The 14,865-nt window shown below is 41.1% G+C and carries 13 protein-coding genes and 1 riboswitch; all 13 genes read right to left on the bottom strand.

Features of this window, described 5'->3' with window-relative positions:
• Positions 1-73: 73 nt before the first annotated feature.
• Positions 74-2,506 (bottom strand): ATP-dependent Clp protease ATP-binding subunit, encoded by a 2,433-nt coding sequence (locus HMPREF2987_RS09550; protein WP_075230338.1) that lies wholly within the window; start codon positions 2,504-2,506, stop codon positions 74-76.
• Positions 2,507-2,512: 6 nt separating this feature from the next.
• A complete protein-coding gene (locus HMPREF2987_RS09545; protein ID WP_075230337.1) occupies positions 2,513-2,971 on the bottom strand; it encodes a CtsR family transcriptional regulator in 459 nt (152 codons plus the stop codon).
• Between the two features lie 117 nt (positions 2,972-3,088).
• Entirely contained in the window at positions 3,089-3,817 is a 729-nt protein-coding gene (locus tag HMPREF2987_RS09540) for an ABC transporter ATP-binding protein (protein ID WP_075230336.1), read from the bottom strand.
• Entirely contained in the window at positions 3,817-4,824 is a 1,008-nt protein-coding gene (locus HMPREF2987_RS09535; protein ID WP_075230335.1) for an ABC transporter substrate-binding protein, read from the bottom strand. The genes HMPREF2987_RS09540 and HMPREF2987_RS09535 overlap by 1 nt, the downstream gene beginning before the upstream one ends.
• 36 nt (positions 4,825-4,860) lie before the next feature.
• A complete protein-coding gene (locus HMPREF2987_RS09530) occupies positions 4,861-5,619 on the bottom strand; it encodes an ABC transporter permease (RefSeq protein ID WP_075230334.1) in 759 nt (252 codons plus the stop codon).
• Complete coding sequence (locus tag HMPREF2987_RS09525) at positions 5,582-5,872, bottom strand: thiamine-binding protein (protein ID WP_075230333.1); 291 nt, start codon at positions 5,870-5,872, stop codon at positions 5,582-5,584. Before HMPREF2987_RS09525 ends, HMPREF2987_RS09530 begins: the two co-directional genes overlap by 38 nt.
• A 75-nt stretch (positions 5,873-5,947) precedes the next feature.
• Positions 5,948-6,050, bottom strand: a riboswitch (TPP riboswitch).
• Between the two features lie 264 nt (positions 6,051-6,314).
• A complete protein-coding gene (gene cls / locus HMPREF2987_RS09520) occupies positions 6,315-7,847 on the bottom strand; it encodes a cardiolipin synthase (RefSeq protein WP_075230332.1) in 1,533 nt (510 codons plus the stop codon).
• Positions 7,848-8,019: 172 nt separating this feature from the next.
• Positions 8,020-8,964, bottom strand: a complete 945-nt coding sequence (locus HMPREF2987_RS09515) for a 3-oxoacyl-[acyl-carrier-protein] synthase III C-terminal domain-containing protein (RefSeq protein WP_075230331.1) — start codon at positions 8,962-8,964, stop codon at positions 8,020-8,022.
• Between the two features lie 14 nt (positions 8,965-8,978).
• Positions 8,979-10,241, bottom strand: a complete 1,263-nt coding sequence (locus tag HMPREF2987_RS09510; protein ID WP_075230330.1) for a F390 synthetase-related protein — start codon at positions 10,239-10,241, stop codon at positions 8,979-8,981.
• Positions 10,219-11,034, bottom strand: coding sequence for an MBL fold metallo-hydrolase (locus tag HMPREF2987_RS09505; RefSeq protein ID WP_075230329.1), 816 nt, complete (start codon positions 11,032-11,034; stop codon positions 10,219-10,221). Before HMPREF2987_RS09505 ends, HMPREF2987_RS09510 begins: the two co-directional genes overlap by 23 nt.
• Positions 11,009-11,989: an NAD-dependent epimerase/dehydratase family protein gene (locus tag HMPREF2987_RS09500; protein ID WP_075230328.1), complete on the bottom strand. Its 981-nt coding sequence runs from the start codon at positions 11,987-11,989 to the stop codon at positions 11,009-11,011. The genes HMPREF2987_RS09505 and HMPREF2987_RS09500 overlap by 26 nt, the downstream gene beginning before the upstream one ends.
• On the bottom strand, positions 11,986-13,260 hold the full coding sequence (locus HMPREF2987_RS09495) for a glycosyltransferase (RefSeq protein ID WP_075230327.1): 1,275 nt from the start codon (positions 13,258-13,260) through the stop codon (positions 11,986-11,988). Before HMPREF2987_RS09495 ends, HMPREF2987_RS09500 begins: the two co-directional genes overlap by 4 nt.
• A gap of 184 nt (positions 13,261-13,444) precedes the next feature.
• Positions 13,445-14,596 carry an iron-containing alcohol dehydrogenase gene (locus HMPREF2987_RS09490; protein ID WP_075230326.1) on the bottom strand — a complete coding sequence of 384 codons (1,152 nt, stop codon included), beginning with the start codon at positions 14,594-14,596 and terminating at the stop codon, positions 13,445-13,447.
• Positions 14,597-14,865: the final 269 nt, after the last annotated feature.

Raw genomic sequence — 14,865 nt, 5'->3', positions numbered from 1 at the left:
CAATTCAAATGCTTATTTGAGTAACAACTTCCCCAAAAAAGAGGCTGAAACAATCTGTTCCAACCTCACAATTTTAAACAATCTCAAATTTTAATTGACCAGCTTTGACACCAATCTTCAGAGTCTTACCAGCTTCCAATTCACCTTTAAGGAGAAGTTCTGCTAGTTTGTCTTCTACTTCCGTTTGCAAAGTTCTGCGTAGTGGACGAGCCCCCATCTCTGGATCATAGCCTTGCTGAGCTAGAAGTTTAAGGGCAGATGCTTGGAGTTTCAAGTCAATTCCTTTTTCTGCAAGACTAGCAATCAATGGTTTGACCATAATCTTAACTACTTCTTGCATATCTTGACTTGACAAGCTATGGAAGACTACCTTCTCATCAATACGGTTAATAAACTCTGGACGATAAGCCTTTTTCAGCTCCTCAAACATCCGTTTTTCCATATTTTCTTGGTCAAAACGAATGTCCTTAGCTCCAAAACCAACTGTCTTATCATCACGAAGAGCTGTCGCGCCAAGGTTTGAAGTCATGATGATGATGGTATTGGAGAAGTCAACCTTGCGACCCTTACTGTCTGTCAAGACACCATCATCCAAGACTTGTAAGAGCACATTAAAGATGTCTGGGTGAGCCTTCTCTACCTCGTCAAAGAGCAAGACTGAGTACGGTTTGTTACGAACCTTCTCGGTCAACTCCCCGCCTTCTTCGTAGCCTACATAACCTGGAGGAGCTCCATTGAGACGACTGGCTGCAAATTTCTCCATGTATTCACTCATATCAAAGCGGATAAGAGCAGACTCATCATCAAAGAGAACTTCCGCCAAGGCCTTGGCCAACTCGGTCTTACCAACACCTGTAGGTCCAAGGAACATAAAGGATCCAATTGGGCGTTTGTTATTGCGAATACCCGATTGATTTCGGCGAATGGCACGACTGATACTAGATACAGCTTGTTCCTGTCCGATAACACGTTTATGCAGTTCAGCCTCAAGATTGAGATACTTCTTGGCATCTGTTTGGGTCAATTTTTGAACTGGAATACCTGACAGGCGACTCAAGGTGGTCAAAATGTCTGATTCTGTCACCAAGTCTTTATAAACAGGTACTTCCTGTTCTTTTGCAATGAGTTGAGCAGCTTGCTTCCATTTTCCATCCATCAAGGCCTTATCTGCTGATGTTAAACCTGACTCATCTTGTTTAGCGTGCTTTGATTTATTTTGGACAGTTGCTGCCGCTTCATCCAAAAGATCAATCGCTGAGTCTGGCAAGTGACGACTAGTCAAATAGCGATGTGCCATTTTGACAGCTGTTTCGACTGCATCATCTGTAATTTGGACATGGTGGTGTTTCTCGTAAGTTGCTTTCAAGCCCTGCAAAATAGCCATACTATCTGCTAAACTTGGCTCCTCAATCATCACTTTTGCAAAGCGACGAGAAAGGGCTGCGTCTTTTTCGATGTGCTTTTGATACTCTTCCTGAGTGGTCGCACCGACAGTTCTCAGAGTTCCACGTGCCAAGGCAGGTTTCAAGATATTGGCCGCATCCAAGGTCGAATCAATCCCACTTCCTGACCCCATAATGGTATGAAGCTCATCGATAAAGAGGATGACCTTTCCATCTTCCTCAATATCTTTGATGATATTGTTCATACGTTCTTCAAAGTCTCCACGGAAACGAGTTCCCGCAACCACATTCATCAAATCAAGCTCTAAAACTCGCATCTTAGCCATTTCATCAGGTACATCCCCGTTGGCAATACGTTGCGCAAGACCAAGTGCTAGAGCTGTTTTACCGACACCTGCATCTCCAACTAAGACCGGATTGTTTTTTGTTTTTCGACTCAAGATTTGAATCATACGAGAGATTTCTTGGTCACGCCCGATGACTGGTTCCAATTTACCTGAGCGAGCTTGCTCCGTAAGGTCATGAGTGTAATCTTCCAAACCTCCACTTGGAGTCTGAGGCATGCCCATCATATTAGCCATAGAATTTTGCTTGTCCGCTACCGTACGATGACGCTGGCGAAGGGCCTTCAAATCATCTCTAGTCCAACCCGCACGCGCTTCAAGACTACGACGAAGTCCAGCAATCTTGACCTGATCCTTCTGATCTTCGTAAGAAAATCCCGCTTTTTCTAGAATGCGAGTAGCTAAGGCATTGCCATCATGTAAGATAGCATAAAGCACATGCTCTGTTCCCAATACCTTGGCATGAACGACAGAAGCAACGTGCTCTGCTTCCAACAACAATACCTTCAAACGGTGTGAAAAAGGTAACTCCTGATAATTTTCCTTATCGCTATACTTTGTTTCAGTCAGCTCTACAGCAACTTCCTCCAGGCGATCAATCTCATATGGAAATTCGTTTAAAGTCGCCCCAGCCACACTGTAACCATGATTGGCCATAGCAATCAATAGGTGCCATGACTCTAGGTATTCTGCCCCAAAATGACTGGCGACCAGAAAGGCACTTTCTATACATTCTTTCAATGCTTTTGAATATTTCATTTAGTTCTATTTTCCTTTTCTATCTACCTCTTGTAATAACTGCCGGAGCATATTGGCACGGATAAGATTGGCATCATCGCCTAAAACTCGGTCTGTCGCCATTGCTAATAATAGATTCATCTCCTGACGAGTCACCAAATCCTGTTCAAACAAGAGTCTTAAAACATCTTCAAAGATAGGTAGGCTAACTTCTTCACCTACCGAATACAGTAAATCGCGGAGCATTTCATGGTGGTTTGAGAATTCAATCCGACCAATGCGAATATAACCGCCACCTCCCCGCTTACTTTCAACTAAATAGCCTCTGCTTTCAGTAAATCGAGTCTTAATCACATAGTTGATCTGGCTAGGCACGACTTGAAAGGTATCCGCTAATTGGCTTCGTTGCAATTCAACCATACCCGACTGCTCCAAAATCGCCTTGATATAGGCCTCTATATGGTCTGATGTATTTTTAAATCTCATAGAACGCCACCTCTTTCTTTGAACCTTGACTATCTTTGACTATTATACCGAATTTTTCGATTTTTTAAAAGAAAAAGGAGCTGGTAATGAACAATCTTCACTAGCTCTCTTAATTTTCTATGTATTTAAACCCAATTCCTCTAATATCTGGCGTTTATAAGCAATTTTTTGAACTTCCTTGTCTTCAGTTTCAGACCAGTCGAGTTTGACTTCAGAGACGATCTGCCCAGGGCGATTTTTCAAGATATAAATGCGGTCGCTGAGATTGAGAGCCTCCTCGATACTATGCGTAATGATGAGTGTTGTCAACTCTAGCTGTTTATGAATCTCCAAATACCAGGCGTGGAGCTCCATCTTAGTCATCTCATCCAAGGCACTAAAGGCCTCATCTAGAAGAAAGAGCTTGTGCCCGAAAAGGTAGGTACGGAGCAAAGCAACACGCTGGCGCATCCCACCACTAAGCTCATGAGGATACTTGTCCCGTATCGCCGTCAATTGAAAGGTAGCAAGGATTTCGTCTGCGCGGGCAATGGCTTCTGCCTTGTCCACCTTTTGGATCAAGAGGGGCAGGATGATATTGCCAAGGACAGTCTTGTGTTCCAAGAGCAGATCCTTTTGTAGCATATAGCTCACACGCCCCTTGGGATTTTCCTCACCGTCAAGAATGATTCGTCCAGACTGGACTTCTAAAATGCCTGCAATCAGGTTAAAGAGAGTGGTCTTCCCCACACCACTGGGGCCTAGGATAGAGACCACTTCACCTGAAGTCACTTGTAGGTTAATGTCCTCTAAAATCTTTTCATCATCGTAGGCGTAGCTTACGTGTTCTAGTCTAATTTCTGTCATTATTTTACAAATTCGTTGGTAAATCCTTTATCAGTCAAGTCTTCCTTGAGGATTCCATTTTCTTTATCCCATTTGTAGAAGGCATTCCAGCGATCCGCATCAAATTGTCCCCATTTTTCCTTATCACTTGCATATTCTTTTGACAAGTATTTTTGAGATTCAATGACAAAGTCACGTTTATCCTTTAACTCTGGGGCATTCTTGATCAGGATATCAGCCGCTTCTTCTGGGTGTTCCATAGCGTATTGGTAACCTTTTTTAATAGCTTGGATGACTTTACGAGCTTCTTCTTTGTTGTCTTTCAGATAGTCGTTGTTTGCAATGATAACTGGTGAGTAGTAGTCAAACTCTTTGACGTAGTCTTTCAAATACATAAAGTTGGCATCCACTCCTTGAGATTGAGCAAGAATACCGTCCCAACCATAATAAATCCAAGCAGAGTCAAAAACGCCATTGGCAATCGGTGTAATCGAGTTTGAGTCGTTGTTTGGTACTTTTTCAACCTTGTCAAAGTCTCCACCTTGAGATTCTACCAAGGTTTTCAACATCGCAAGCTCAGTTGGGTCATTCCAGGTTCCGTATTTCTTACCAACCAAGTCTTTTGGACTAGTTACATTATCGGATTTACGAGAGATGATACCTGATGTATTATGCTCAACGATTGCTGCAACGGCTGTAATACCTGCCCCTTTTTCCAATTTCTTAGCCATGTAGTCTTGGAAATACACTGCAAATGGTGCCTTACCATTGATAACCAAGTCTGATGAGCTTTCTTCTGGTGGCAATTTCAAATCAACGTCCACTCCAGCTTCCTTGAAATATCCTTTTTCTTTGGCTACATAAAGCCCTGTATGGTTGGTATTTGGTGTCCAATCTAGGATAAAGTCAATTTTTTTGAGTTCTGCTTCTTTGTTATCCTTAGAAGCAGTTCCTTGACCACAAGCTACAAGCACGACAGCTAGAAGAGCTGTTACAATCGTTAAAAACAATTTCCATGTTTTCTTCATTTTTATTTCCTCTTTTCTTTTTCAAAACGCTCTATTTTAAGTACGTTTCCATTTAATCACATATTTTTCACTAATATCGACCAGCTTCATACCTAGAAGACTGATCAGTGATACCAGAATAATAATCGCGAACATGGTATCATACTGAAACAGTTTTTTGGACTGAATCATGTAGACACCTAGTCCCTCAAAGCCTCCCAACCACTCAGATACCACTGTTGTGATAAAGGCGTAGGAGACACTAACTCTCAGACCTGCATAAAAGTAGGGCAGGCTGACAGGGATTTTAAAATGCCACAGGATTTGCCAAGGATTGGCTCGCATCAGACTAAACAATGTCAGCATATCCTTGTCACAGTGCCTAAAACCATCTAAAATACTGACGATGATAGGAAAAGTTGTCGTCAAGATAATCAAAACAATCTTGGGCAAAATCCCATAACCCAACCATAAAACTAGGATAGGAGCTATGGCAATGGTCGGTATGGTCTGGACAACTACCATCATGGGGTAAATCAAGTCATTGAGCCAACTCAGGCTATCCATAAGGACGGCCATGATACAGGCTATCAAGACACCCAAGACCAAGCCTAATAAGGCTACTCTCAAGGTTGCCCAACTATGGTACCAAAGAAATTCTCTGTCACGAACAAAAGACTGGAGAATCTCAAGTGGTGTCGGCAGGATAAACTTTGGTAAGAGTTTTAAGAATCCCGCCACCTGCCAAAGAGATAAGACACCTAAAAATCCTAGCAGACTAATATGCCGTCTCATTATACTTTTCAAGTTTCTCATCGATGCTTAAAATCTCTCCTATATTTATTTTGACATTGGAAAAAACATTGTCTGCCCCTTGACCCGCCACTTCTAAGGCTTCTTTGAGAATGCGCATAAGCTCATCAAACTCTCCCTCTAGGACCGTTTCAAAGGGCGTAACCACCATGGTCACTCCTTGAGCTTGCAGATAAGCAATGACCTTATCAATTACAGCTATGCGGTCAATCCCCTGTGACAGGGGTAGGACTTGTAAAGCAATGCTTGCTTTCATTCAAACCTCCTTTTAATTTACAGTTTTTCTTTATGAAAAAAGAAAAACCTCTTTCATATATGAAAAAGGTGCAGAATTAGGCCAAGTATCGTTCCCTACGCTGGCATTACCCAGATCAGGTGCGGTCGAAGTTTAACACTTCCTCTCAGACTGTACACAGACTCCCATATATTATATGGACATATGATAACGCAAAAAAAATAAGATGTCAAGGAAACTGCTTACAGAAAAGAGAGTGGGACAGAAATCGGTAATTCGTTAAAATTCGATTTCGTCGTCCCACCTCCGCACAGTTGAGTAGGGCTGTAAAAGCTGATGAAATCAGCGTAGAAGAGCCCACTCAACCACTGCGTCTTGCTCGACAATCCAAAGAAAATTGAGAGGCTAGGGCTTTTGTCCCAACCTCTTCCTCTAATCATCTATTCTCAGTTAATTCTTCCACTTAAAGCATTGGCGCAAACAACTGGGTCACTTCCTTGATTAAGGTTTGATACCAGGTAGGATTGATCGTCCCTGGGAATACTTCCTGCGATACTTCAAAAATCTCTTCAAAGTCCTTACGAATATCTGCAATCGATGGTGTTTCATACAACAAAACCGCATTTTCATAGTGATGAACCAAGCTACGATAATCTAGATTTATGGTTCCAACAACTGCGTATCGATCATCAACAATCATCTGCTTACTATGGATAAAACCAGGAGTATACTCATAAATACGGACACCAGCAGACAAAAGATCCGGATAAGCTCCTCGTGTTATCAGTTGAATAAGCTCCTTATCTGGTACAAAGGGAGTGACAATTCGCACATCCACCCCTCGCATGGCCGCATTTTTAATATCTTCCGTCAAATCATAATCAATAATCAAGTAAGGCGTGGTAATATAGACAAAGTCTGTCGCTTGATTGATGAGATTTTGATAAACTACTTTTCCTACCTTCATCTGGTAGATAGGCTTGGGACCACTTCCATAAGGAATGCATAAACCTGCTCCAGACCGCGTTTGATTTTCCAAATGATACTGATCAAAGTCACTGATTTCACCACGGTTGATGTACCAGTTCATAAGAAATAGTCTTGTAAAAGCCTGAACAGCTGGACCGTCTATACGAAGGCCACTATCTTTCCAATAGCCAAAACGTTCAATCTGGTTTATATACTCATCCGCAAGATTGACGCCACCAGTATAGGCAATCTGCCCATCAATGACCAAAATTTTGCGGTGATCTCGGTTATTATAGGCCACTGTCATACGAGGAATTACCTTATTAAACTTATGAGCCTCAATTCCCCGAGATCGGAGATGCACAGTATAATCACCTGGCAATGTCACCATGCAGCCGATATCGTCGTAGAGCATCTTAACTTCAACACCCTGAGCAACTTTTTCTTCGAGAATCTCAAGCATGCTGTCCCACATCAAGCCTTCTTCGACAATGTAGTATTCCAGAAAGATAAATTTCTCAGCCTTTTTCAAATCCTCTAAGATTTGTCTCCACATAGCCTCTCCAGTAGAGAAAAATTGAGAATCTCTCTGCTCGTACACCTCTGCATTGCTATCCATATGTAGCAAGGCATTGATAATCCCATAAGCAGACTTATCTCTATCCTTTAACCCTTGATGAAGGGCAAACTCACTCTTTTCATGGTTAGTAATGGAGCGTAATTCCTTCAGCTGTTTCATTTCTTTTTTTGATAGTCTTCTCTCACCGAACATGAGATAAAGCAGTGGACCAAACACCGGTACAAAGGTCACAATCAACCAAGTCACTTTGCTTTCAGGTGACATCGAACGATTGACAATCGCTATAACGGTTGCTACGCTGATTAAAAATACAAGAATCACCCAAATAATTGGAGCAATCTGGCTCATGTAAAGAATAATTCCGAAAACAAGAAATAATTCTATCAGGATAATCGCAATACTAAAGCCATACTTGGACATCAATAGTCGAAATTTTCTTATCCCCATATCTCCCTCTCAATTTCTAAGTATACTCCCTAATATACCATCTGAAAACGCTTGTTACCCTCTAGTATACTTAGTTTCGCAAAAGTTATCAAGTCTTTTCTGTTTAGGCCGATAATTCTCCAACTGAGGTGAACAACAAAAAAAGCAGACCACATACATGCCTGCTCTTATATTACAATTTTAATGCCAACATATTGACCGTCATACCAGCTGCAGTTCCCATCAGGTAAACTACATCGCCTTCTTTGACCAGTCCATGGTCTAAAGAATAAGCTAAACCAAATGGCACAGAGACTGAAACCATATTTCCATAATCACTAACAAGGTTAAGGTATTGTTCTTCAGCAACACCTAGTTTTTCCATAACCAGAGGAAGAGCGCGACTAGCTTGGTGGGGAATGATGTAGTCTACATCCGCTAGAGCCAACTGTGTTTTCTCTTGAAACTCTTCAAACATACCTGGGATTTTACGAGCTGACAAAAGTAAAATTTTCTTGCCCTTCATATCAAACATAAAGTTTGTCTTGGTGTCTTCAGCATATTCCTTGGGTTGATAAGAAGTCAAGCCTCCACGAATCTCTGTATCATGAGCTCCCTCTGACCAAGTACGTTGAAGGCTTGCTATCACTCCCTTATCCTTATCACTTGATTGGAAAATAAAGGCAGCCGCTCCATCACTAAAGAGTTCAAAACTTTCTTTTTGCTTTGGATTAAGACCCAAGCTACCAACTTCACTAGATACAATCAAAACACGACGGTATTCCCCAGCTTCAATCAAATGTGACATGGTTGATAAAGCAGAGATAAAACTTGTACAAGTCGTATTGATATCCATAGCTGGGATAGAGAGCCCTTTTGCCACGCGCTCATGGATCAAGGCTGCTGTACAAGGAATCGGCTGAACACCAACCGCACTAGCTGATACCAGGCAATCAATATCTTCGATTTTTAAATTTGCCTTTTCAAGGGCACGCTGAATCGCTACTTCTGCTAGATCTAGCTGGGTTTCTTCATTTTCAACCACACGATAACGGGTCTGGTCTTTAAATTGCACCGTATTTTTTGGAAGGCAGACTCCATAGCCTGCGATTTCTAGATGTCTTTTTACTTCTGTCATAATCTTTTGTCCTTTCATAAACGTTGGATACGTTTGAGCTTACGACTTGTATCCCAGTAATAATCAGAAAATTGTATTTCAGCTTCTTTAAACTCTTTTTGTTGCGCCAAGAGTCGGAACTGCTCTGTAATCGCTGTTTCAACTTGCTCATCCCTTCGAGTCAGACAAACTTCTACTAACTTCTCAGAATGTTGTTTGACTTGGTAGTCTCCGACATTCTCCACAAAGAGGATGCAACGTCTGATAAAGTCAGGATAAATCGTTATTCGACCCCCGTCCTGTCCTTCAAAGTAGAAGATGTCGTCAGAACGCCCTTCGACCTTGTCAATCCTTGTGTAATGAGATCCACATGGGCAAGGTTCAGGATTTTCAACTAAAATATCATTGAGCTGGTAGCGATAAACAGGCTGACTGCTTCGTTTAAAGTCTGTAATCACTGGATAAAAACGTCGATCGTCCAGATAGTGTTTTTCTACAAATATGATATCTTCATTGAGATGAAGATTGCCAGCAGAGCAAGTACAAGCTAAGAAACCTTCCGTTGCTTGATATACTTGGTCAATAATCGGCAACTCAAAAGCGCTCAAAATTCGCTCTTTATCACTATCTTCTAATATTTCTGCCACTGAGACGATTTTTTGCGGATGAATGGATAATTCTTCCGCTTTTAATCGTTTGCTCAATTCAATCAACATAGAAGCAGGTGCCACCACAATGGTCGGTTGGTAGCTATTCAGTCGATCAATATGCTCATCTGTATTCTTAAAAATATCAAAGTACTCTAAACGAATGAGCGCCGTATTGATTGTCTGATAGAGTTCATTATCCGCTCTGAGGAAAAAGGCGATGCGGTGTCCAAAAAGTTGACCTTTAGGCAACATCTTGGCTAGAATTGCCGCCGCCCACATACTTCGCTCTTTTTCGGTTGTGATGAAGAGCCCCCGATGCCCAGATGTTCCAGAAGACAACCCAACAGCTATTTCTCCCTTGAGCTCTGTAAAATTCCTGGTTTTTTCACTTTCAATAGCTAAAGCTAAGGCCTCGTCTCGATCCACACCTTGAGTATTAAGCTCATTGAAATGCGTCATCATAAACGCTTTATCCATATGATCAAAGTCGTTAGGTACACCATTTTTAAAATAAGGGGACTCACGTTTGAGAAAGTCCATATAGGCAGCCAGTTGCTTTTTCTGATAGTTTTCTAAAGCTTCTCGAGACTTAAAATTATGAAGCCAACGAGTTTGGATAAAAGTTTTAAGAAAGGTTATTTTTTTCATACAAGATCCGCTCAATCCTTTCTACAGGGTCATGGCTGACTAGTACTTCTATGCCATCTTTTAAAACCTCTTCCAGCAACTCTGTTCCCTTGATATAGGCTTCCTTGTTGTCCTGCACCAAGGAAGGAATCAGGTGCATCTGTTTGGTATAAGGTAAGAGGTCTATTCCCCAACAAAGATCTGCTGCGATGATGAGATGATAATCTGGCATAAAGAGACAGGCTTGGCCCTTAGCATGCCCATCAATAGAAGCTACAAGGATACTTCCGTCTCCAAAAATATCGATGGTAGGGCGATACTTAAAGTTAGCATTTTGCTGATTTGCCTTGATGATTGTCAATCTTTCCTCGAAATCACTCGGCAAAAATCCTTTAAAAATTAAATCCTTTAGTTTTGGTTTCTTGTATACATCATAGACTTCCTGGGTCAGGATAAAGTTTGCATTCGGAAAGAAGCTAGCCCCTCCCAAATGATCTGGATGTAGATGAGACAACAAGACATAGTTGATTTCTTCTGGCTTGATCCCTTTATCTTTTAGCAAGTGCAAAATCTGATCTTTCTCCGTCATTTGAACTGGCGTCCCCAAACGGTAAAAAGCATAACGAAGTTTCGTCTTAATATCATAGTGATAACCAGTATCATAGAGCAGATAGCCCTTATCCCTGTGCTTGATAAGGAACACTCCTGCGGGGAAAGTCATCTTTCTATTCTTGACACCCTTGAATAGCAAACCGGCATAACTAGTACAATATCCCGCTGGGAAATACTCAATGCTTTCGATAATCTTGGACATATTGTTCAATCCCTTCTGAAATACTAATTTTCGGATGATACCCCAATTCCCTCTCGGCCTTGCTAATATCCAGCGTTTGACTATAGCGAAGCAGATAATAGGTATATCGAGTTAGAGGTGGCTCCCCTTTAAGGTTCAAGGTCTTGTATATAAATTCTAAACTACTTGCAATTCCTGATAAGAGAGATGCTGGAATTTTTCTATATTTGATTGGATAACCCAGACCTGTCAAACTTTCCTCTAGCAAATCTCTAAAAGCCCTCGGTTCACCATTAGTAATGTTATAAACCGCACCTTTAGCTTCTGGAGCTTCTATAGCCAAACGGATTGCCAGAGCAACATTTTCCACACAAGTCATGTCCATGAGCTGACGCCCATCTCCAATCAAAGGAATTCCAAGTTTTTGACTCAGATTGATAACCCGTGGCAAGATGCTAGTGTCCCCAATCCCAAACAGGCCCCGAGGTCTCAAGATGATACTCGGAACATCTGGATAATCTTTAAAGAGTTTCTCCGAAGCCAATTTACTACGGATATAGTTATTGAGATTATTTTCCTCTGGGGCATCACTTTCTTTAATACCAAGTTGGTCTTTGGGTGCAGCATAAATACTGGGTGAGGACACATACACTAAACGTTGAACCCCAGCTTGGCGACATGCCTCGAGAACATATTTAGTTCCTGAAACATTAGCCTGATAAAAATCTTCCCAGGGACCCCAAACTGTTGACAGGGCTCCCGCATGAACGACCAGATCCATCCCCTTGCAAGCTTCTAGCACATCATCAGCTTTGGTCAGATCACCCTGAAAAAAACAAACCGAAGAATTCTCTAAAGAGCGACCAACCTTACTGTTTCTACCAAAAGCTCGAACCTGATAGCCATGCTCGACTAGTTCTTCTACAACATATTTACCCAAGAAACCTGTCGCACCAGTTACTAAAACTGTTTTCATTTTTCTTTCTCCTTATCCGCTAGCAGACGATGGATTTCGCTCTCTAAAATTTTCGTCGGGTTATAAGACTGCGCAGCTTGGCGCAAAGTCTCTAATTCTGGCCAATTTTCTTTAGCTAACAGTTCCTCAAAGGCTTGTCCAATGGCCTTGCTATTATCTCTTTTAGCTGTGAAAGCAACACCAGCCTCAACCCCTCGAACGGCATAATCAAATTGATCATAATCATGAGGCAATATCAAAGCTGGTTTACCATAAATGATGCATTGATAAAAAATCCCAGCTCCACCATGATGAATGACATAATCCATCTGAGGTATATACTCCTTATAAGGGAGATAAGAAACAAGGGACAGATTCTCCACCAGATGCTCACATTGAAAAGCTTCTCCTCCAACGCCACGAGTCACAAAGAAGTGACAATCAGGATGAGCATTCGCTAGTTGCTTAGCTTGATAGAGAAGATTCTCTCTGGCCCACTCCAATTGTGTCCCACAAGATACTAGAACCTTCTTTCGACCAGCAAAGAGAGATAAATCTAGAGGATAGTCTTCTACCGCCTCAACTGAAGCACCAAAAGGTCCTACCCAGCGATAGTGCTCTGGAAATCCTTTCTTCAACTCCACTTCTTTCATCCCTATACCTAAGATAGAATAGGGAGAATAAATAGTTTCTTGGCCTTTCTGATTGTAAAGTTTAAAATGATAACGCCTTAAGCGGTCTCGTAATAAAAAAGTTACTATCCGCTTCCCCAAATGAGTTGTTTTTCTTGCAAGAAACTGTTCTAAAACCTGCCAGCTATTCTGGGGAGTCCCCATTCCTCCAAAGAAACAAGGAGGTCCCCCTGTCGTTTCAATCGCAAACTGGGTCGCCATAGTTGTTATCCACGGAATCCCCATCTGCTCAGCTACAAGTCCACCAGATAGTGTGATAAAGTCCACTATAGCAATATCCGGACGATGATTTGTCCATTCTTGGATTAATTGGTCCGAAACTAGGTTTATCAAATCAAGACTAGCAGACAACTGCCGATAGGCTGAAATAATTCCTAACTGCTCCTTATTGTTAGCAGCTTTTTCAAATTCCTTTACGTGTCCTTCTAAAATGGGAAGAACTTGAAAACCAACCGCCTCTGCAACAGCCTTTTTCTGAGGACCTGTAAATAAACGAATCTCATACTGAGGATTTTGTAATAGTGGTGCAAGTAAATTCAAAGTAGGATAGAGATGCCCACTTAAGGGAAGAGCCACTACATCGATTTTGATTTTCTTCATAATCCTAGCATATCAAATTTTCCAAAAAAGAACTATCACAAGGATAGTTCTTCTTAAATATTATTGGTTTTAAATCATAGGAATAGTATTTGATTTCCTCATACATTATTTGAATATTCGGGAGGAATTCCTAATGTAAGAATCTTAAATTTACTATCCCTAAAAAATTCCAAAGTAGCTTTGCTTAGAATAATTCCTTATAGAAAGCAATGGTTTCTTCCAAAGTTGGCATGAATGGATTACCTGGTGCACAAGCATCAATCAAGGCATTCTTAGAAAGGTATTCAAAGTCAAAGTCTTTTTCTTCGATACCAAGTTCTGTCAATTTCTTAGGAATACCGACAGTTTCAGAAAGTTTTTCAATTTCAGAAATAGCATAAGCCGCACATTCCTCATCTGATTTTCCTTCGATTTGCATACCCAAGGCCTTAGCAACATTACGGAAGGCTACAGGTACACGTTTGGCATTTTCACGCTCAACGACTGGCAAAAGCATAGCACAGCAAACGCCATGAGGCAAGTTATAGACAGCACCCAATTGGTGAGCCATTGAGTGAACATAGCCGAGTCCAGCATTGTTAAAGCTCATTCCTCCAAGGAAGATAGCATTAACCATACCTTCACGAGCTTCGATGTCGTGTCCGTTTTCTACTGCACGTGGAAGATATTCTTTGATCAGCTCGATAGCTCCGATAGAGAGTTTCTTAGTCACATCATAAGCACCTGGTGTTACCAAAGCTTCAACAGCGTGAGTAAGAGCATCCATACCAGTAGCAGCAGTCAAAGCTTGAGGTTTTGAAATCATCAATTCAGGGTCATTCACAGAGATAAGAGCAAGACTGTTCTTATCAACCATTACCATTTTAACCTTACGTTCTTCATCAGTGATAACGTAGTTGATAGTAATTTCTGCTGATGTACCTGCAGTAGTATTGATAGCTACAACAGGAAGGCCTTTTTGAGCAGACTTATGCAAACCTTCATAATCCTGTGGCTTACCGCCATTAGTAGCGATTACAGAAATACAGCTAGCTGCATCCTGTGGAGAGCCACCACCGACAGAGATGATAAAGTCACAGTTATGCTCTTTCAAAGCAGCGACCCCATCCATGACATTTTTACAAGTAGGGTTAGGTTCAACATCACTAAAGATAACGTAAGCAATCCCTTCATCATCTAAAGGTTTTAAAATTTTTGGCAAGATATCACTTGATTCGATATACTTATCTGTCACCAAAAGAGCCTTAGTATAGCCCAACTCCTTAACATAAGGACCAACTTCATTTACCACACCTTTACCAATAAGGTTGACTGCTGGAACGTAAAATGTTGCCATATTTTTTCCTCCTTGCGTTTTTCACGCTTTATATTTAGGTTAATTATATAATATATTTCCTATATTTTCAAATATTTGTGATTTTTTTAACAAATAAGAGTTTTTTTAATATTTTAGCAAAGTTTTATAAGGAAAAAAAGTCAGGAAAAACTGAGAAGAATTATTTTATTGAAAGGTTATAAAGAATATTCATAATAAACAAAAAAAGAACAACTAGTGTTCTTACTCTTGTAATATCAATCGGGAAGACAGGATTCGAACCTGCGACA

This window comes from Streptococcus sp. HMSC067H01, assembly GCF_001814775.1.
Classification (GTDB): Bacteria; Bacillota; Bacilli; order Lactobacillales; family Streptococcaceae; genus Streptococcus.
The sequence above is the reverse complement of the archived record's forward strand: the minus strand, read 5'-3'. Positions and strand labels throughout refer to the sequence as shown.

Bases quoted from the DNA above. Each gene is read 5' to 3' on its own strand.
- HMPREF2987_RS09510 (WP_075230330.1), bottom strand. From the start codon at position 10,241: ATGAAAAAAATAACCTTTCTTAAAACTTTTATCCAAACTCGTTGGCTT.
- HMPREF2987_RS09540 (WP_075230336.1), bottom strand. From the start codon at position 3,817: ATGACAGAAATTAGACTAGAACACGTAAGCTACGCCTACGATGATGAA.
- HMPREF2987_RS09515 (WP_075230331.1), bottom strand. From the start codon at position 8,964: ATGACAGAAGTAAAAAGACATCTAGAAATCGCAGGCTATGGAGTCTGC.
- HMPREF2987_RS09535 (WP_075230335.1), bottom strand. From the start codon at position 4,824: ATGAAGAAAACATGGAAATTGTTTTTAACGATTGTAACAGCTCTTCTA.
- HMPREF2987_RS09550 (WP_075230338.1), bottom strand. From the start codon at position 2,506: ATGAAATATTCAAAAGCATTGAAAGAATGTATAGAAAGTGCCTTTCTG.
- HMPREF2987_RS09500 (WP_075230328.1), bottom strand. From the start codon at position 11,989: ATGAAAACAGTTTTAGTAACTGGTGCGACAGGTTTCTTGGGTAAATAT.
- HMPREF2987_RS09505 (WP_075230329.1), bottom strand. From the start codon at position 11,034: ATGTCCAAGATTATCGAAAGCATTGAGTATTTCCCAGCGGGATATTGT.
- HMPREF2987_RS09525 (WP_075230333.1), bottom strand. From the start codon at position 5,872: ATGAAAGCAAGCATTGCTTTACAAGTCCTACCCCTGTCACAGGGGATT.
- HMPREF2987_RS09545 (WP_075230337.1), bottom strand. From the start codon at position 2,971: ATGAGATTTAAAAATACATCAGACCATATAGAGGCCTATATCAAGGCG.
- HMPREF2987_RS09490 (WP_075230326.1), bottom strand. From the start codon at position 14,596: ATGGCAACATTTTACGTTCCAGCAGTCAACCTTATTGGTAAAGGTGTG.
- cls (WP_075230332.1), bottom strand. From the start codon at position 7,847: ATGGGGATAAGAAAATTTCGACTATTGATGTCCAAGTATGGCTTTAGT.
- HMPREF2987_RS09530 (WP_075230334.1), bottom strand. From the start codon at position 5,619: ATGAGAAACTTGAAAAGTATAATGAGACGGCATATTAGTCTGCTAGGA.
- HMPREF2987_RS09495 (WP_075230327.1), bottom strand. From the start codon at position 13,260: ATGAAGAAAATCAAAATCGATGTAGTGGCTCTTCCCTTAAGTGGGCAT.